Origin of the sequence: Paenibacillus sp. CR_12 (assembly GCF_041953985.1) — a bacterium.
Classification (GTDB): domain Bacteria; phylum Bacillota; class Bacilli; order Paenibacillales; family Paenibacillaceae; genus Paenibacillus_AQ; species Paenibacillus_AQ lautus_A.
This window is the reverse complement of sequence record NZ_JAVFHO010000003.1, coordinates 752,229-770,364: the sequence shown is the minus strand read 5'-3', so window position 1 is coordinate 770,364 and position 18,136 is coordinate 752,229. Positions and strand designations below refer to the sequence as shown.

14 protein-coding genes are annotated in these 18,136 nt (G+C 53.0%); 12 read left to right on the top strand and 2 right to left on the bottom strand.

Going from position 1 to position 18,136, the window contains the following annotated elements; genetic code table 11:
- Positions 1-150: 150 nt before the first annotated feature.
- On the bottom strand, positions 151-1,017 hold the full coding sequence (locus RB297_RS15575) for a hypothetical protein (protein ID WP_375120911.1): 867 nt from the start codon (positions 1,015-1,017) through the stop codon (positions 151-153).
- 159 nt (positions 1,018-1,176) lie between these two features.
- Entirely contained in the window at positions 1,177-2,088 is a 912-nt protein-coding gene (locus tag RB297_RS15570; RefSeq protein ID WP_375120910.1) for a LysR family transcriptional regulator, read from the bottom strand.
- A 172-nt stretch (positions 2,089-2,260) separates the two neighbouring features.
- Here RB297_RS15570 and RB297_RS15565 point away from each other — a divergent pair, with 172 nt between their 5' ends.
- The 12 genes from RB297_RS15565 (at position 2,261) to RB297_RS15510 (ending at position 18,131) form a co-directional block, all read left to right on the top strand.
- Positions 2,261-3,307, top strand: a complete 1,047-nt coding sequence (locus tag RB297_RS15565; protein ID WP_375120909.1) for an ABC transporter ATP-binding protein — start codon at positions 2,261-2,263, stop codon at positions 3,305-3,307.
- A 17-nt stretch (positions 3,308-3,324) separates the two neighbouring features.
- Positions 3,325-4,392, top strand: a complete 1,068-nt coding sequence (locus RB297_RS15560; RefSeq protein ID WP_375120908.1) for an ABC transporter substrate-binding protein — start codon at positions 3,325-3,327, stop codon at positions 4,390-4,392.
- An 88-nt stretch (positions 4,393-4,480) separates the two neighbouring features.
- A complete protein-coding gene (locus RB297_RS15555) occupies positions 4,481-6,124 on the top strand; it encodes an ABC transporter permease (RefSeq protein ID WP_375120926.1) in 1,644 nt (547 codons plus the stop codon).
- Positions 6,121-7,437, top strand: coding sequence for an MBL fold metallo-hydrolase (locus RB297_RS15550; RefSeq protein ID WP_119849966.1), 1,317 nt, complete (start codon positions 6,121-6,123; stop codon positions 7,435-7,437). Before RB297_RS15555 ends, RB297_RS15550 begins: the two co-directional genes overlap by 4 nt.
- A 177-nt stretch (positions 7,438-7,614) precedes the next feature.
- Positions 7,615-8,595 carry a ketoacyl-ACP synthase III gene (locus RB297_RS15545; RefSeq protein ID WP_176502472.1) on the top strand — a complete coding sequence of 327 codons (981 nt, stop codon included), beginning with the start codon at positions 7,615-7,617 and terminating at the stop codon, positions 8,593-8,595.
- A 185-nt stretch (positions 8,596-8,780) separates the two neighbouring features.
- Positions 8,781-10,133, top strand: coding sequence for an ABC transporter substrate-binding protein (locus tag RB297_RS15540; protein WP_090912166.1), 1,353 nt, complete (start codon positions 8,781-8,783; stop codon positions 10,131-10,133).
- A gap of 120 nt (positions 10,134-10,253) precedes the next feature.
- On the top strand, positions 10,254-11,210 hold the full coding sequence (locus RB297_RS15535) for a carbohydrate ABC transporter permease (protein WP_375120907.1): 957 nt from the start codon (positions 10,254-10,256) through the stop codon (positions 11,208-11,210).
- Positions 11,207-12,070 carry a carbohydrate ABC transporter permease gene (locus RB297_RS15530; RefSeq protein ID WP_375120906.1) on the top strand — a complete coding sequence of 288 codons (864 nt, stop codon included), beginning with the start codon at positions 11,207-11,209 and terminating at the stop codon, positions 12,068-12,070. The genes RB297_RS15535 and RB297_RS15530 overlap by 4 nt, the downstream gene beginning before the upstream one ends.
- Positions 12,071-12,149: 79 nt before the next feature.
- Positions 12,150-13,874, top strand: a complete 1,725-nt coding sequence (locus RB297_RS15525) for a cache domain-containing sensor histidine kinase (RefSeq protein ID WP_036661988.1) — start codon at positions 12,150-12,152, stop codon at positions 13,872-13,874.
- A 15-nt stretch (positions 13,875-13,889) separates the two neighbouring features.
- Entirely contained in the window at positions 13,890-15,233 is a 1,344-nt protein-coding gene (locus RB297_RS15520; protein ID WP_192569708.1) for an ABC transporter substrate-binding protein, read from the top strand.
- Between the two features lie 22 nt (positions 15,234-15,255).
- Positions 15,256-16,854: a response regulator transcription factor gene (locus RB297_RS15515; RefSeq protein WP_277747871.1), complete on the top strand. Its 1,599-nt coding sequence runs from the start codon at positions 15,256-15,258 to the stop codon at positions 16,852-16,854.
- A gap of 305 nt (positions 16,855-17,159) precedes the next feature.
- Positions 17,160-18,131: a ring-cleaving dioxygenase gene (locus RB297_RS15510; protein ID WP_012819073.1), complete on the top strand. Its 972-nt coding sequence runs from the start codon at positions 17,160-17,162 to the stop codon at positions 18,129-18,131.
- The last annotated feature ends 5 nt before the right edge of the window (positions 18,132-18,136 follow it).

Below are 18,136 nucleotides of genomic sequence, written 5' to 3'. Positions count from 1 at the left end.
CAACCATAAAGACCGTTATCGAGTAATCGATAGCGGTCTTTATGGTTACACATAAAACGTAATCAACAATCATCAGAAAGAAGGGCACCCGAATGTGGGTGCCCTTCTTTTCTTTATCATAAGGTTCCATATTTAATATGTTTGCTTAGCTTAATATCTTTCCAGTATCAGCTGTGTCTTCAAACCGTCGACAGGAAGCAGCCAATCGTGAGACTCCAGTGAGTCCATCAGCTGGGATCGGAGCTGGGAGGCTGTCGCGACATCGTCTGTTTTGAATGAGATTTCGATCAGATTCTCGGTACCTGTACCGTCTGCAGTACGAATCGGCCAAACTTCCAGACTCATTTTCTGGCCATTCCATGATCCTTCATAACGCTGGAAAGTCAGAGGTCCATGGATGCGGGACAGTGAAAGCTGTTGTTGTCCCCAATTCGGAGCGGACCATTTATTAAGCTTGCCTGGCAATTTATCCAGCAGCAGTGCAAGGGAGTCCTGCTCGGATGGCAGCACCGTGCCGGTTGCACTCGTACTTACCTTCTTGGTGTTGGAGAAACTAAGCGTTTGTTTGCCATAACCCCAATCAATCTCGGCCTCGTAATTGTCATCCGATGCATCAAAGCCTTCCTGATTTGCCAAGCTGAGCGCAGCGTTGATATCTCCATTTACGATGGGATACCGTTTCTTGTAAGTAAGCTCATAGTTATCCTTGTCCTCTTTTTTACGAAAACGGACATCCCAGCCTTCGGCATTCAACCCCAAATGGTCCGTGTCATAGTAAGCTACGCCGATGGCTTGGGGAGCAGAAGCCAAACCGAACGTCTGAATGACTTCACTCCGAGGGCTGCCGCCGTTTTCCAGCACGGCTTCGGGTTTGATAAGGAATTTCACTTCATAGGCAGGCACGGCATTAGCAGCGGCCGAAACTTCGGAGGCGCTAAAATCGGATAATCCGCTTCCCAGCATCGCAAATCCCACCATACATGACAACGTCAGCTGTTTCCATTTTTTCAATTCCATCACTCCCATGAAATGGATTTAGGTACACAGCTAACTTTAAACGCCGATTAATTACGAGCTGTTAACGGGAAGGGCTGACTGTATCAAATCTATATAGAATAATTGAATACTTGCATACATTTTTTGTTAATTCCTCTGCTGGGAACCAGAAGGCATCTCCTATTCCCACATAGCTTGCTCCAGTTGTTGGCCCATCTCCCGCAAAACCTCCTGAAAACGCTGAATTTGCACGGAAGGAAGACGGTCCTTATTATAGACGCAGTATATATGCCTGGATGCCCGGTGGCCGGGAATAGGCATGACGTTAAGCATCCCTTGCCGCAACTCTCGCTGCACTGCCATGCGCGACATAAAGGAAACATGATTCCCCAATAACACAAGTTGTTTTATCGCTTCCAGCGAGTCCAGCTCCACGGGACTCCGCATATGCAGACCATGCTGCTGCAGCCACAGATCGGTCAACTGCCTTGTGCTGGACTCGGTTCCATGAAGGACAAAGGGGCTGCGAATGATCTGCTCGGGCTGCGGGTTATCCGATGCAGCCAGGGGATGGCCCGGTGAACATATCAGGGACAGATCATCCTTGCACAAGGGCTCGGCCTGCAGGCTCGGACCCGTGAAGGGCTCCGATGATATAATGCCCAGGTCAATTTGGTGCTTTCCCAACATGTCGCGAATGACCGGCGAAGGTTTGACAGACAAGGAAATCCGTATGCCGGGAAACTCATGCGAAAAGGTATTCAAGATCCCTGGCAGCAGATAGGTTGCAGGGACATAACTGGCTCCAATGTGCAGCGTTCCCCGATATAAGCTGTCGTATTCACGGACGACCCGCTCAGACTCTTTGGCCAGCGCGTTTATTTTTATCGCATAATGGAGCAGGGCTTGTCCGGCCTCGGTGAGAAATGTTTTTCCGCTTCGGGACTCGAACAGTCTTACTTGCAGTTCCTCCTCCAATGACTTCATATGAAAAGTAACCGTCGGCTGCTTAATGCCAAGTATCTCTGCCACGGCAGTCATATGATGATGGCGTTCGATCAGCTCCACAATTTGCAGCTTCATCAGATTCATTCGTTCATCTCTCCCCTGTATGCTCCTTATTTATCTCTCTATATAGATTTAATCTATGAGTATCAACAGAATTCAAACAAAAAGTTAATTCCTGTTTTACATTTATCTAATACAACGCTTAAACGTGAGCCTTACACTGGAAACAGCTTAAGAAGACAGGCAGGGATCGAAAATGGATATTGAAATCAGGGGGATTCATAAATCATTTGAAGGCACACCCGCGCTGCTTCCTACCGATTTAAAGCTGCGTCATGGTCGATTCACCACATTGCTCGGGCCGTCAGGCTGCGGCAAAACCACGCTGTTACGGATGATCGCCGGGCTGGAGCAGCCGGACGGAGGAGAAATTTATGCGGCAGATCAGTGTATTTATTCCAAGCACAAAAAGATTGACGTTCCGGCGCATAAACGCAATTTCGGGATGGTATTCCAGGATTTTGCCCTCTGGCCGCATATGACGGTATACGAGAACGTTGCATTCGGATTGAAGGCGGCGAAGCTTAAAGCGAATCTCAGGCAGCGAGTAACCGAAGCGCTGGCCATGGTTCGCTTGGAAGGGATGGAGAACCGTTACCCGCACCAGCTGTCCGGCGGACAACAGCAGCGGGTTGCTTTTGCCAGAGCGGTAGCGATCCGTCCAGCCCTGGTTCTGTTTGACGAACCGCTAAGTGCATTGGATGCCGTGCTAAGGGAGGAGATGCGGATCGAAATGATGTCGCTGGTGAAGGACATGGGGCTGACTGCGCTTTATGTCACTCACGATCAGGTGGAAGCCATGTCGATGTCGGATGAAATCGTGGTGATGCGGAAGGGGAAAGTACTTCAGCGTGGAACCCCAGAGACGATATATGAAGCACCCAGCCATCCGTTTGTGGCTTCTTTTATCGGCAAGTCCAATTGGTTGACGGACGATCAGGCGATGGTGAGGCCCGAGCATGTGGCCTGGAAAAGGACAAGCGAGGAGGACGAATGCTTTCAGGCAACCGTTCTAAGCGTCAGCTATGTAGGCGAGCGATATGAAATTCGCCTGCAGGTGGACGGCTTGGATCCGTGGACCGCTTATCTCGACAAGCGGACAACTGTTGGAGAACGCGTGAATCTGTACGTGTCTCCCCGGTCGATCTGCCGGATGGGTGAAGAACCGTTTCATGATAGGAACACAAAGAATGCGCAGCCAAATAAAACAAAACGCGCGCCTGCTGCTGCAGGCTTAGGATGAAGGGGAGTTGGGGAGAAATGAGTCGATTGAAGTTACGCAAGAAAGGCGCGGTGCTGTTGTTGGCATCCGTCATGAGCCTGAGTTTGTTTGGATGCGGGAGCTCGACGAATAGCGATTCAGCCAAGCCGGCACAGGATAGCGGCAGCCCGTTGGTATCTGGAAATGCATCTGCTGCCGGTGGCAAGCTCGTTCTGTACAGCGCAGGCCCTCAAAAGCTGGCCGACAATATCGTGAGCGGCTTTGAGGCCAAGACGGGTGTGAAGGTAGAGATGTTCCAAGGGACAACCGGCAAAATCCTGGCACGGATGGAAGCGGAAAAATCGAATCCGGTCGCGGATGTGGTCATCCTGGCTTCACTCCCTTCCGCACAGGCGTTGAAGGCGGATGGTCTGACATTGCCTTATCCTGAAGCAGCCAATGCCGACAAGCTGAACAAGGATTGGTCCGACGCGGAAGGAAACTATTTCAGCACAAGCGCATCGGCGCTCGGGATTGTATACAACACCAATCTGGTCTCTGCGCCGCCTCAAAGCTGGGCGGATCTGGGTTTGCCGGAGTGGAAGGATGCGGTCAATATTCCGGATCCGACGCTGTCGGGATCGGCACTTGATTTTATCACGGGCTATTTGAGCGTGAAGGGCGACGCGGGCTGGGAGCTGTTCGAAAGCTATAAAGCGAACGGTACCGCCATGGCAGGAGCGAATCAGGAAGCGCTGGACCCGGTGATCACCGGTGCCAAGAGTTTGGTTGCCGCAGGCGTGGATTACATGGCGTATTCGGCCAAAGCCAAGGGCGAGCCGCTTGACATCGTATATCCGGAGGAAGGGACCGTCGTAAGCCCAAGACCGGCGGCGATTTTGAAATCCAGCCCGAATGTGGATAATGCCAAGGCCTTCATCGACTACTTGCTGTCGGACGAAGCCCAGAAGCTGGTGGCGGATGCCTATCTGATCCCGGGTCGTGAGGATGTGGAGGCCGAAGGCCGGACCAATCTGAAGGATATTCCGGTGTTTGAAGTGGATTGGGCTTGGATGAACGATCATGGGGATGAGACCGCGGCCCGTTTTTCCGATGTATTTAAGTAGATCGCATACAAGCGAACCACAGGAAGGCAATGTGAGGTGAACCGCAGTGAGACCAGTCATCATGGACAGTCCGCGATTTTTATGGAAAATGGGCGTGCTTCTCGCCCTTTTTCTTCTTAGCCTTAGCATTGGTTTGCCGCTGCTGCTTATTTTCTGGCAAAGCGTATACCCCGATCAGCACTTCGATTGGCTGGCACCGATACGGACGATTGCGGGCCATGAATTGTCCGGCATTTTGCTGCAATCCATCTGGCTGGGGGTATGCGTGGTGGCAGGATCGACGCTGCTCGCGCTGCCGCTTGCCTGGATGATGGCAAAAACCCGGCTGGGACAGCATCGTTGGGTTGACGTGATTCTGATGATTCCGTTCATGACCCCGCCCTATATCGGTTCGATGGGCTGGATTCTGTTTATGCAAAAGGGCGGATATTTGCAGCAGTGGCTTCCGGGAGCAGCCGGATGGAGCGATTCCTTCTTCAGCTTCGGGGGAATGGTGCTGATCATGAGCCTGCACTTGTTCCCGTTTCTCTACCTGCTGCTGCGGGACGCCCTGATCCGGATCGGGGAGAATCTGGAGGAGGCCGGCGCCGTTCATGGCGCAAGCGCGGGATACCGGTTTAGAAGAATCATACTGCCGCTGCTCTTATCTTCCTACGGCATGGGTGCCATGCTGGTGTTTGTCAAAACGATTGCGGAATTCGGCACCCCGGCAACGTTCGGCCGCCGGATCGGCTATTATGTAATGACCTCGGAAATTCACAAATACATCTCAAGCTGGCCCATCGACTTCGGAAAAGCGACCTCGCTTGCCTCCGTTCTCCTGTCGGTATGCCTGGTGATGTGGTACATGCAGTCTACGATCAGCCGAAGGTTTACTTACCGTCTGGTCGGCGGCAAAGGCCAACGTGCCAAACGGTATTCGCTGCGCGGGGGCAGAGGTGCCATTTGTGCGCTATATATCGGTTTGCTGCTGATATTATCCGTCGGCATTCCTTACTTTTCCGTTATTGCGGCGTCCTTGATGAAGCTCAGGGGAGCCGGATTGTCCTTGGATAATCTGACGCTAGCTCATTACAAGGAACTGCTGGCCTGGGGTTCCGTCAGCCAGAAGGCACTCGGTAACAGTCTGGGCTTGTCGCTTGCAGCATCAACGGTTGCCGTTCTGCTGGGTACCGGCTTTGCCCTAGCGATCGGAAAGTCCCAGGCGCGGATGCAGCGGGTCATCGATCTGTTGAGCCTCCTGCCCAATACGGTGCCCGGCATCGTCATGGTAGTCGGTCTGATCCTGCTCTGGAATGCGCCTTGGATGCCGGTGACGCTCTACAATACGTACGGGATGGTGGTGCTGACATACGTCGTGCTGTTTCTTCCATACACGGTCCAATACGTAAAAGCCAGCTTTACGCAGATTGACAGCACCCTGTTCCAGGCGGGTCAAGTCTTCGGCGGCGGCCCTCTGCTCATCCTGCGGCGAATTTTGCTGCCCCTGATTATGCCCGGAATGCTGGCGGGATGGATCATGACGTTCACCATAGCGTCACGGGAGCTGGTCGGGTCACTGCTCATTCTGCCGCCGTCGATGCAGACATCGGCTACGTATATTTTTGCCCAGTTCGAGCAGGGGCAGGTATCGCTCGGGATGGCCATGGCCGTTGTCTCCGTCGGCATGACAGTGCTGCTGTTGCTGCTGGTCGAAGCTTTGAATTCTAAAAGAAAGTGGAATGCATCATGATGAAACTGACGGTGTGGGGCGGTGCGGGAGAGCATGGCCGCTCCGCCTATTTACTAAACGGCAGCCAGGTACATTTGCTTCTGGATTGCGGCGTCAAAAAAGAAGGAGCAGGAGACTATCCCATGATCCAGCAAGAGCAGGTGCCAAAGCTGGATGCGGTCTTTCTGTCCCATGCCCACGAGGATCACTCGGTGGCGATACCGCTCCTCTACCGGCTTGGATATAAAGGGGAGGTATGGACGACCCGGGAGACGGCGGCGCAGTTAACCGCCTATTTTGCCTCTTGGAAGGAGTATACCGCCAGAGTCGGCGCGGTGCTTCCCTATATGGAGGAGGATCAGCTGGCGATCCGCTATCGGTATCTGGAGGAAGAGGGCGATAGGCTGACATGGTTTGAAGCGTTTCCCGGCGTAAAGGTCATGTGGGGGCGAAGCGGCCATATGGTCGGGGCCGTCTGGTTCCTCGTAGAGGCGGAAGGAAAACGGATTTTCTATTCAGGCGATTATACGTCGGAATCTCTGCTGCTTGAGGATGATAGTCCGGCTCTGGCAGATAAGCCTTCTTCCACGCTGCTGGACCTGGCTATCGTGGACGCGGCTTACGGGACCGACCCGAACTCCCAGGCCGATAAGCTGAGGCAATTGGAGCAGCAGATTGAGAGCACGCTGCATAGCGGCGGGAAGGTGCTGCTGCCGGTTCCGGCCGCAGGCCGAGGGCAGGAAATGATTGTGTGGGCATACCGAAAATGGAGAAACGTGCCGATCGTGATCGAAGCGCCGCTGATCGAAGGGATGAAGCGACTGCGGCGTCGTTCGGAGTGGCTTCGCGAGAAGGATTCCGGCCTGGAATTAAGAAAGCAGTTGGAGCTTGTGCTGAACCGGAACGATTGGATCATGCCTGCCAGCGAAACGGAACGCGAGTCGCTGCTTCAGACGCACGGGGCCTCGCTATGGTTCGTAACCGACGGGATGATGCAGTCGAAGCTTGCGCAGTGGTACTATCAGCAGATGTCGGGCGATATCCGAAATCTGGTTCTGCTGACGGGTCATGTTTCACAGGGAACCTTTGGACATCGTCTCCTTCAACATCCGGCGTCGTACGGGGCCTGCTCTGTCAGGAAAATCAGGTATAAGGTACATCAAGGCTTGGCGGACGTTCGTCGGATGATAACCGGCGTGCCGGCGCTGCATACCGTGCTTGTCCATGCGGACAAGGAAGAAACAGACCGGCTGCAAGCCTGTCTGACAGACGAATTGCGGGATCCCCGCATCCAGATACATTCCATGTCGATTGGTGAGGAAGTCTGTTTCTGATTCTAATTAGAGAACCTTTATCGCTTTAAACGATAAAGGTTTTTTCGTGTAAGAGGGACCGCGTGTTTAGATCGGGGCGAAGATGGTGAAGGCTGTAATAATCATATATAAAAAATTAATTAGTACCAAGTCCTAATACTTGGTGTTATAATGGTTATAAAATTGGAGGTGGGAATGATGAGCCAATCGAAGTCGAGAATAACGGCAATCGGGACGTACGTTCCTGAACGGATCTTAACGAATGCGGATTTAGAGAAGATGGTGGAAACGAGCGATGAGTGGATCGTCCAGCGAACAGGCATGCGGGAACGCCGGATTGCGGCTCCCGATCAGTACGTGTCCGATCTTGCCATTAAGGCTGTGGAGGATATGGTTGAACGGTATGGCGTTACTGTGCAGGATGCGGATATGATTCTTGTGGCCACGAGCACGCCGGAGTACTCTTTTCCCAGTACCGCTTCCCGAGTGCAATCGAAGCTGGGCATCGCAAGCACGGGTGCGCTGGATCTGAATGCCGCCTGTGCCGGATTCGTATATGCGCTGCAGATGGCTGACGGATTGATATCCGGGGGAGCCTACCGTAAAATTCTGGTTATCGGCGCGGAAACGCTATCGAAGATTACGGATTACACCGACCGAACGACATGCGTATTGTTTGGGGATGGCGCAGGTGCCGTATTGTTGGAGAGAGACGAGTCTTCGGCGGGGATCATCGCTTCCGTCTCGGGCACTTTTGGCGAAGGCGGCATTCATTTGTATAAAACCGCTCTCTCCGAGCAAATGGACGGTACGGAATTAAAGAGCGGATGCCTTGTCCAAAATGGCCGCGAGATTTATAAGTGGGCCATTCGGAACATTCCGGACGGCGTCCGGGCCCTTTTGTCCAAAGGGGGCATGACCGCGGACGAAGTCGATTGGTTTGTTCCGCATAGCGCCAATCTCCGCATGATCGAGGCGATTAACGAGCGGGGGCCGTTTACAATGGACCGCACCTTGACCAGCGTCGAGTACCGGGGGAATACATCGGCAGCTTCCATTCCGCTTGCGCTTCAGCTGGCCGTCGACGAAGGGCGCCTGAAAGCGGGAGACCACGCACTGCTCTACGGATTCGGCGGAGGCATGACCTACGCGGGTTCCATCGTCAAATGGACGATATGACAAATCTAAGCTATATAAACCGCTATCGATATTCGATATGCGGTTTTTTAGTGCTGCGATTTTTCGAGATGTACGTGAATCGTAATATATTCAACTCAAATTCGAAAGTTTGCCTCCTCAAAATTTGGCGCCGCTTTCATTAGACTAAAGAAGAAAAATACGTTCCATGGAAGAGGGGTAGAAGAATGAAAAGGTTTAAATCATGGAGCTTGCTGCTCCTGAGTGTCATCATGGTGTTCACGCTGGCCGCATGTGGAGGCGGTGGCGGAAACGGAAGTAGTACGGCTGAATCTCCGGGGGGAGGCAGCAGCAATGAAGGAACGGACAATACGAAAGAAGGAACCGAGTCCACAGAGAAAATCGAGCTCTCCTTCTGGTCGCTCGGAACGACCAACTATGAAGATCTGGCGAAGGAATATACGAAAGAGCATCCGAACATCACGTTCAAATTCCAGAATACGTCGGACCAAACGGCGCACCACAACAATCTGACGACGGCGTTGTCCGCGGGCTCTGGCGCACCCGACATTTTCCAGCTGGAAATTGCCTTCATGGAGCGCTTCATCAATAACCAGGATAAGTTCTATAACCTGTACGACCTCGGCGCCAAAGACTTAGAGGGCAACTACCTGGAGTGGAAATGGAAGCAGGCCACATCGGTCGACGGCACCTTCCAACTCGGTCTGCCAACAGACATCGGCCCTACGGTCGTCTATTACCGTACGGATCTGGCTGAGCAAGCAGGACTGCCAACCGATCCGGACGGCTTCAGCGCTGCGATCGATTCATGGGACAAATTCGCCAGCGTGGCCAAGGATTTCACAAGCAAAACAGGAAAGCCTTTCGCCGATTTGACGGACCTGGTCTACAACGGGGTGCGTGACCAATCCCCGGATCAAATCTACTTCAACAAAGAGGACGGCTCTTTTATCGGAGATACGAACCCGCAAGTGAGAAAAGCTTACGACTTTACGGTAAAAGGAATTCAGGAAGGCTGGATCGGCAACTGGATTCTATGGTCTCCTGAATGGCAAAAAGCGATCAATGACGGCGACTTCGGCGTTATGCTCGGCCCGGCTTGGATTGCCGGCACCATCCGCAATGCGAAGGACACCGCAGGCAAATGGCAGATTGCCCAGCTTCCTGAAGGAGCAGGCAACTGGGGCGGTTCGTTCCTGACCCTGCCGAAGGAAGGCAAACATTCGAAGGAAGCTTACGAATTCATCTCGTGGGTGCTGAACAAGGAGAATCAGCTGAAATCGTTTAAGGACAGCGGTTTGTTCCCGTCCATCCCGGCGGTATACAGCGAGCCTTCGTTCACGGAAGAGAAGGACGAATTCTTCGGCGGCCAGGTCATTTCCGAAGCGTATGCCAAATCGGCGGAACGCATCAAGCCGGTTTACTACGGACCGCTTCATGACCAGACCGACACGATCATCAAAAACGCGCTCAAAAACGTGCTGGAGAAAAAGGCCGACCCGCAAAAAGAATGGGAAAGCGCAATGAAGCAAATCAAGACGCTGGTCGATCGCAGCTAGGTTAAACAGACGGATCATTCCAGCTAGCCCGTTCATATCCAATAACCGTCCGAACCCGAGAAGGGATAAAGAGCCCTTCGCTCGGGTTCGGATTTATCCTTACCTACCTGGAGGTGCATCATGGCTGACACAGCAAAAGCAGAATCGCCGCAACCGGTGCCGCAAAGGCGGCGCTTGTTGACGGAGACCGTGCGAAGCCGGTTTACGGCTTATACGTTTATATCGCCATTCTTTATATTGTTCGCAATCTTCGGTCTGTATCCGATCCTGTTTACCATCTATTTGTCCTTCTTCAAATGGGATGCGCTCGGACCGATGAAATACGTCGGCTTCAAGAATTACGAGCTTATTACAAGCGACCCGACCTTCTGGATCGCATTTAGCAACACGCTCATAATGGCTCTGATGGGAACCGTGCCGCAGCTGATTGTGGCATTATTTGTTGCGGTTATGCTCAACTCGGCCTTGAACAGATTCAAGAACACGTTCCGCATCCTGTATTTTATGCCGAACATCACCTCCATCGTTGCGGTGACGCTGGTGTTCAGTACGATGTTCGGAAACAACGGGATGGTCAACTGGCTGCTGAACACCTTCGGTGCGGAAAGCGTGCCGTTCAACTCCGGCTGGTGGGGAGTCAAAATCGCCATATCGTCCATGGTCATGTGGCGGTGGATGGGCTATAACGCCATTATTTTTCTGTCGGGGCTGCAGAGCATTCCGACCGATATTTATGAAGCGGCCAAAATCGACGGGGCCACCCGAGGCCAGCAGCTGCTCTATATCACGCTGCCGCTTCTTCGCCCATTCATTCTGTTCGTCACTTTGGTATCGACGATCGGCGCGCTCCAATTGTTTACGGAGCCTTATGTATTCCTCGGTCAGTCCGGCACGGGTTCTACGCGTCAGGAAGGGGTCACGATGGTCACCTATTTGTATAACGAAGCATTTAAGAACGGATTCTTCGGTACGGCTGCGGCAACGGCGGTTCTCTTGTTCATCGCCACCATTCTGTTCTCGGTATTAAATATGATATTGGGCCGCGAAGGCAAAGATTCGGGAGGTAAAAAAGCATGAGCACAGTCGCCATAAGCCGAAAAAAGCCGGATGAACCCGGTGTCGTCGCGAAATTCTTTTTCTATCTTTTCATGGTCCTTGGCGCGCTGGTCTCGGTCTTCCCGTTCTACTGGATGTTTGTCGTGGCTACCAATGACAAGGATGCGGCATTTCACATTCCGCCGCTGCTTACGCCCGGCTCGCAGTTTTTCGATAACTTCGCGCGCGTGCTGGAGCGGACGGATTTTTTCAGGGCCTTGATGAACTCGGTGGTGGTGTCTACGGCCGTGACCCTGTCCGTTGTGTTCCTCTGCACGCTGGCGGGTTATGCTTTTGCCAAGTATGAGTTTCCTCTGAAAAAGACGCTGTTTGTATTTGTCATTGCCACGATGCTGGTGCCTGCCCAGCTGGGCGTGCTTCCACAATACGTCATCATGGCCAAGCTGCACTGGATCGACAGCTACAAAGCGCTGATCGTGCCGGCCATGGTCAATGCCTTCGGCATCTTCTGGATGCGGCAGTACATCGCCTCTGCCGTTCATACCGAGCTGATCGAAGCGGGGCGGATCGACGGCGGCGGACATTTCCGGATCTTCTGGAACATTGCCATTCCCGTTGTTACCCCGGCGATGGCCACGCTCGGGATTCTGAACTTCATGAACGTGTGGAATGATTTCTTCTGGCCGCTCGTCGTATTGAAAAACAGAGAGAATTACACCATTCAAATTGCGCTGCAGCAATTGTTCACCAATAAGGACGGCCTTGATTTCGGCATGATCATGTCGGCCACCTTCACGGCGACGTTGCCGCTTCTCATCGTATTTCTGTTGTTCAGCCGATGGGTCATCGCCGGATTGACATCAGGCGCCATAAAAAGTTAACAAGCAAGGTGAAGTCGACAAGGAATGCGGCCTGTCATGAAGAATAATAGACATAGTAGAGTGGAGGGAGGAAGGATCCATGAAACTCCGCCGAAAGATATTGCTGGCTATTATTCTTCTGGTCTTCATTCCGGTCATCGCGCTGGGCGGGGTATCCTATTACAGCTTTTCGGAAGCGATGGAGAAGAAGTCGAATGATTTCTACTGGATTTCGCTCCTGGAAACGGATCGGAAACTGAAGTTCGCCTTGAACGAAATCACGACGATTTCGAACTCGGCGATTACCCAGCAATCGGTTCAGCAGATGCTGAAACAGCCGGAATACGCGGTTACCTATGAACGGCGGCAGGAGATCAACAATCTGATCAATCATCCGATGATTGCGTCGTTTGCTTTTTATTCGAATGACCGGTTGATGTATAACACGAATGGCGGAATGGAGCTTCAGGAACTGAGGCAGCAGGCATGGTATGAAGCGGTGGAGAAGGCGGAGGGGCGTCCCGTATGGGTCGGACCCGGCGAGAACGGCTCTGCGGCTGACGGCGCTCCCGTTTTGATTCAATCCAGGGTCATCAAGGACTATTACTCGCTGGAGGATATCGGAACCGTGGTGATCTACGTGAAGCCGGATCTCCTGGATCAGGTGTTCTGGGAGGCGGCAACGCTGAAGCAGGGAGATATTTTGCTGGTCAACCAGCAGGGGCACATCGTGTTCAGCAAGTCAGGCGGGCATATCGGGGAGCGGACGGAATTCCCGTTTCTCTCGGATAGTTATAAGACGAATGGAAAAGGCTACTACATCGATCAATATGCAGGCGAAAAATCGCTGATCACATATTCACCTTCCCATAATAAAGATTGGTTTCTGGTCGCCATCACGCCAAGCAAACTGATTTCGGCCGAATCGGTCCCGATTCGCAACCTAGCCTTGATCCTGGGACTGATCTCGCTCGTGTCGGCGTTCCTGTTCGACCGTTTTTTTGTGCGCAGAATGGTGCGCAGCATCATTAGCGCGGTGAACGGAATGAAGCGCGTCAAGCAGGGCATCTTCGTTCCGATCCCGTCGCATAACGTGGCGGAGGACGAGACGGATTTGTTGATCGACGGCTTTAACCGGATGAGCACCCAGATCCAGGAGCTGATTGGGCAGGTCGAGACGGAACAAGCACGAAAAAAGGAAGCGGAGCTGCAGGCGCTGGTCGCTCAGATCAATCCGCACTTCATCTATAATTCACTGGAATCGATCAATTCGATGGCCGTGCTTCAGGGCAATAAGGATATCAGCAAGATGGTGGTTTCGCTTGGTAAGCTGCTGCGTATCAGCATCAGCGAGCATCATGAGCTTATCCCCCTCAGCATGGAGCTGGAGCATGTCCAGCATTATATGCGGATACAGAAATTCAGGTTCGAGGAAAAATTCGATTACGGCATTGAGCTTCCGAATGAACTGAGGCACTACGTAACGCAAAAGCTGATCGTTCAGCCGATTGTTGAGAACGCTTTATATCACGGGATCGAGCCGATGGAGGAGAGCGGACTCATCTCCATCCGGGTGTCCGAGAACGGCGAGGATATCGTGATTGACGTGGAGGACAACGGTCCGGGCTTCGATCCGGAAACGCTGATGAAGCTGTGGAATTCGGATCCGGGACAGCTCAAAAAGTACCGCGAGAACGGGGTCGGATTGAAGAATGTCCATGAAAGGCTGCGGATCCGGTTTGGCAGCCGTTACGGCCTGATGATCTGTTCCTCCCCGGGTTACGGCTCCTTGATACGAATTCGAATACCGAAAATACTGACATGACAGGGGGGCTGCAGGGTGAGATGGTTTTGGAATTGGGGCTGGATCGTCGGATATGCCGCTCTGTTGGCACTGTCTGTCGTGTGGGTGACGGTACAGAATCAGGGACCGGCTCAGGAGGAACAGCCCGAGAAAATCACGCTAACGTTCCGGCATTTCTGGAACAAAGAGCATGACAAGCCGGTGCTGGCCGTATTCGAGAGCATCGTCCGCACTTATGAGAAAGCGCATCCAAACGTAAAGGTGAACTTCGAGAGCATCGATCAGACGATTCACCGGGAACAAAAGCTGAAGAGCGAGATGGTGACCGGCACGCCGCCGGATATGTTTGTTTTGTTCGGAGGGGCCGAGATCGTGCCTTATGCCAGATCCAACCGGTTGATGGATTTAACGGATTTTTTGCAGGATACCGGATTGAAGGAGCAGTTCAAGGATCTGCACCATTGGACCTTCGAGGACAGGATCTATGGCCTGCCCTTCGAGGGACACGCAGAGCCGATTTATTATAACCGGGCTTTATTCCGGCAGCTGAAGCTGGAGCCTCCGAAGACGCTGGGAGAGATGGACGAAGCTATTCGTGTCCTTCGGGAGAACGACATCATCCCCTTTGCGGTCGGCAACGAAGACAGGTGGCCGGCGGGAATTTTTGCCCATTATTTCATGGATCGCTACGCCGGGCCGGAACTGATTGACCGCCTGGTTGAAGGCGATGATCAGGCCAGCTTTGTGCAAGAGTCGTATTTGGAGGCGTTTGAGCACTTGGAGCTGTGGATCGAAGAAGGGGCGTTCAGTCCGAACGCAAACGATCTTTCCACGGAAGAAGCGATTGCCCAGTTCACGGAAGGAAAAGCGGCGATGTATATGAACGGCAGCTGGGATATCACGCTGCTGCAGAATGAGGATTACCCGGATTTTCAGAATGAGATCGGCGTCATTCCCTTTCCGTCGCTTTTTCCCGGCGAAGAACGCTCCTTGGCAGGGGGATATACGATCGGCATCGGGCTGTCATCGGACTTGGATGAAACGAAAAAGCAATCGGCTCTGGAGCTGCTGGGCATGTTCTATACCCCGGAGGTGCAGACTCGGCTGGTGTATGAAGGGCTGCGCGTCCCTTCGATGAAGATTGACTATGATTCGAAGAAAACCGGGCCAGTTTTTGCCCAAGTCACGGAATTGATGGAGGAATCCACGAGCACCTTTCTGCCTTACGACAACACGTTATCACCCGAGGTGAACAGTTCGTTCCTTAAGGTGATCGAGGATATGATTGGAGGACGGATCGATGCTGCCGGCGCATTGGAGCAAATTCAGAAGTCCTCGGTCCGGTATTGGAAGCTTAGGCGGAATACGGCAGCAGAGTAAACAGGAGACAGGGGGGAACGTCATGGGCGGATCGGAAGGCAAATTCAGAGTCATGCTGGTCGATGATGAGCCGATCATTCTGCGCAGCCTGAAGGCGGCTATTCCATGGGATGAGCTCGATCTGGAGGTCGTTGGGGAGGCCAAGAGCGGAGACGGCGCATTGAAGCTGGCGCGCGAAGTGTCGCCGCATATCATTATCAGCGATATTCGGATGCCGGGGATGGACGGCATTACGCTCATGAAGGAACTGAAGGCGGATCAGGCAAGACGAATCATTATTTTCATCAGCGGGTACGGCGAATTCGAATACGCGAGGGAAGCGCTGCGCGAAGGGGCTTTCGATTATTTGCTGAAGCCGATCGACCACGATGAACTGACCGAAACGATTGCCAGGGCGGCCAGAACGCTGGAGAAGCAGATTGCGGATGACCAGATGCTCCACTCAATCAAGGTTCTGTCGCTGCTGGCCCGGGAGCGGATGCTGACCGAATTCATCGAAGGGAACCGTAGTCCCCTGCAGCATATGCAGTGGCTGGAGGACAGCGAGCTGGAGCATGGATACACGATGGCCGTCATTCAATTGGATCAATATTTGCGGCTTAACGAGCTGTGGAGCATGGACGAGAAGCGCCTGTGGCTGTTTGCCGTACGGAACGTCCTCGAGGAGTGGTCCTTGCAGCATGGCGGGCTGACGGTATTTCCTTTCCGCAGCGGGGAATGGGTGCTGCTGTTTCCGAACTTGACGAAGGAGCGGCAGGAGGATATCGGCCGGGATCTGGTGCAATTGATCAAGCGGAACACGAAGCTGTCCTGCTCGGTCGGCTTCAGTCCCAGCATGGCCGGCATCGACCGCTTGGGAACGGCTTACGAGACGGCCGTGCGCGCATTGTACCAGCGGTTTTATTCCGGGGAAGAGGGCGTGTTTCTCGGGGCGCCCGATTCGGTGCTGGAAACGGCCAGCGAAGCGAAGTATCCGAAGCATCTGGAGTCGCTCATGGTGGAAAGCATCCGCACGCTTCATAAGGAGCGGCTTCTGGAGCTTTTTGACGAAACCAAGGCTTATATCGAGGAGCATGCGTTCAGCAGGGAGATGACCGAGCGGGTGCTGCTGGAGATGAGCGTCGTGCTGTATCGGCAGTTTGAGCATATGAAGGTGCTGTTTGAGTGGTCGCTGGAGGAACTGCTGCAGGAGCTTCATGCATCCGGCACGCTTCAGCAGCTGATGGACGTCATCAAGAGTCACTTCAGCAAATGGATTGCCGAAAGCCGGTCCGGGCAGGCCAAAGACAATGTTCAAGCCGTGATGGGCAAAGCCAAGGAGTATATCGCGGAGAATTACCAGAAGGATCTGACCATCGAAGAGGTTTCGGAGCTGGCGGATTTGAGCATCAGCCATTTCTGCACGCTGTTTAAGGGAACGACGGGCTATACGTTTCTGGAGTACCTGACGGAGTGCCGGATCGAGAAGGCCAAGAGCATTCTGCTGAATACGGACGTGAAGGTGTACCAGGTAGCGCCGCTGGTAGGGTATCAGGATCCGCGATACTTCACCCAGGTATTTAAGAAAATCACGGGGAAAACGCCATCCGAGTATCGGGAAGAGGCGGTCTCCAAGACATAGAACGGACCTTGATCCCATGATATCGAAATCGGATATTTTGCGGATAGGGTTCAACATAGGAGGGAATGAATAACAGATCCATTTTTCCGGGTTCGATCGGGGAAAAGGAGTTCTGTTATTTTTATTTTAAATATCTTAATATTAAGACTTGACGATTTAAGGTTTAAATACTAAACTGAGATTAAGCAAACGTAAAGAAGCCAGCGAAGAACGAAGCTGCTCCCGAATCAGAAGGCAACTATGAATATTGAAGATGGTTAACATGCTATTAATAACGAAAAAAACGATAAATGGAGGTTGAAGTCATGAAGTTTAAAGGAATTCATCACGTATCCGCGTTAACGGCTGCGGCTTCGCGGAACTTCGAATTTTATACAAAGGTTCTGGGCATGCGATTGGTTAAGAAGACGGTGAACCAGGACGATGTCTCGGTATATCATCTGTTTTATGGCGACGAAAAAGGAAATCCAGGCACGGAGCTTACCTTCTTCGAAATTCCGATGGCCGGCCGGACCCGTGAGGGAAACAACAGCATTTCGGCGACATCCCTGCGCGTGCCGAACGACCGCGCCTTGGAATATTGGACCCGGCGATTGGACGAGCACGGCGTAGAACGCGAGGAGATCAAGGAACGTGCGGGCCGATTGACCCTTCTCTTCAGGGATTTCGAGGGCCAGCGCATCATTCTCGTTTCGGATGAACATAACGAGGGAGTTCCAGGCGGCGTTCCATGGGAAAAGGGGCCGGTTCCGGCGGAATACGCCATCATCGGTTTAGGCCCGGTGCAGCTGACCGTGCCTAATCCAGTGCAGACCGTGAAGGTATTGACGGAGCTGATGGGCTTCCGCTACAAAGGGCACTATGCTTCGCCAGTAGACGGGCAGCCCGATATCCTGGTCTTTGAGACGGGAGAAGGCGGTACGGGAGCGGAAGTGCACGTGGAGGAACGAACGGATCTTCCGCAGGAGCGGCTTGGCCGCGGCGGCGTTCATCACGTTGCATTCCGCGTCGAGGACGAGGAAGAGCTTCGGTCCTGGATTGACCGGATCGGCGATGTGGGCTTTTCGAATTCGGGATTTGTCGATCGCTTTTACTTCCGTTCCTTGTATTTCCGGGAGCCTAACGGTATTTTGTTCGAGGTAGCTACCGATGGTCCGGGCTTTGACACGGATGAGCATATCGACCATCTCGGCGAGTCCCTTGCGCTGCCGCCGTTTCTGGAGCCGAAGCGGGAACAGATCGAAGCCAACCTGAAGCCTCTCCATACGATTCAATGAAGATG

Excerpts from the sequence above, each read along its gene's own strand:
- RB297_RS15550 (WP_119849966.1), top strand. The coding sequence starts at position 6,121 with ATGATGAAACTGACGGTGTGGGGCGGTGCGGGAGAGCATGGCCGCTCC.
- RB297_RS15545 (WP_176502472.1), top strand. The coding sequence starts at position 7,615 with ATGAGCCAATCGAAGTCGAGAATAACGGCAATCGGGACGTACGTTCCT.
- RB297_RS15555 (WP_375120926.1), top strand. The coding sequence starts at position 4,481 with ATGGGCGTGCTTCTCGCCCTTTTTCTTCTTAGCCTTAGCATTGGTTTG.
- RB297_RS15570 (WP_375120910.1), bottom strand. The coding sequence starts at position 2,088 with ATGAATCTGATGAAGCTGCAAATTGTGGAGCTGATCGAACGCCATCAT.
- RB297_RS15515 (WP_277747871.1), top strand. The coding sequence starts at position 15,256 with ATGGGCGGATCGGAAGGCAAATTCAGAGTCATGCTGGTCGATGATGAG.
- RB297_RS15540 (WP_090912166.1), top strand. The coding sequence starts at position 8,781 with ATGAAAAGGTTTAAATCATGGAGCTTGCTGCTCCTGAGTGTCATCATG.
- RB297_RS15525 (WP_036661988.1), top strand. The coding sequence starts at position 12,150 with ATGAAACTCCGCCGAAAGATATTGCTGGCTATTATTCTTCTGGTCTTC.
- RB297_RS15560 (WP_375120908.1), top strand. The coding sequence starts at position 3,325 with ATGAGTCGATTGAAGTTACGCAAGAAAGGCGCGGTGCTGTTGTTGGCA.
- RB297_RS15510 (WP_012819073.1), top strand. The coding sequence starts at position 17,160 with ATGAAGTTTAAAGGAATTCATCACGTATCCGCGTTAACGGCTGCGGCT.
- RB297_RS15575 (WP_375120911.1), bottom strand. The coding sequence starts at position 1,017 with ATGGAATTGAAAAAATGGAAACAGCTGACGTTGTCATGTATGGTGGGA.
- RB297_RS15565 (WP_375120909.1), top strand. The coding sequence starts at position 2,261 with ATGGATATTGAAATCAGGGGGATTCATAAATCATTTGAAGGCACACCC.
- RB297_RS15535 (WP_375120907.1), top strand. The coding sequence starts at position 10,254 with ATGGCTGACACAGCAAAAGCAGAATCGCCGCAACCGGTGCCGCAAAGG.
- RB297_RS15530 (WP_375120906.1), top strand. The coding sequence starts at position 11,207 with ATGAGCACAGTCGCCATAAGCCGAAAAAAGCCGGATGAACCCGGTGTC.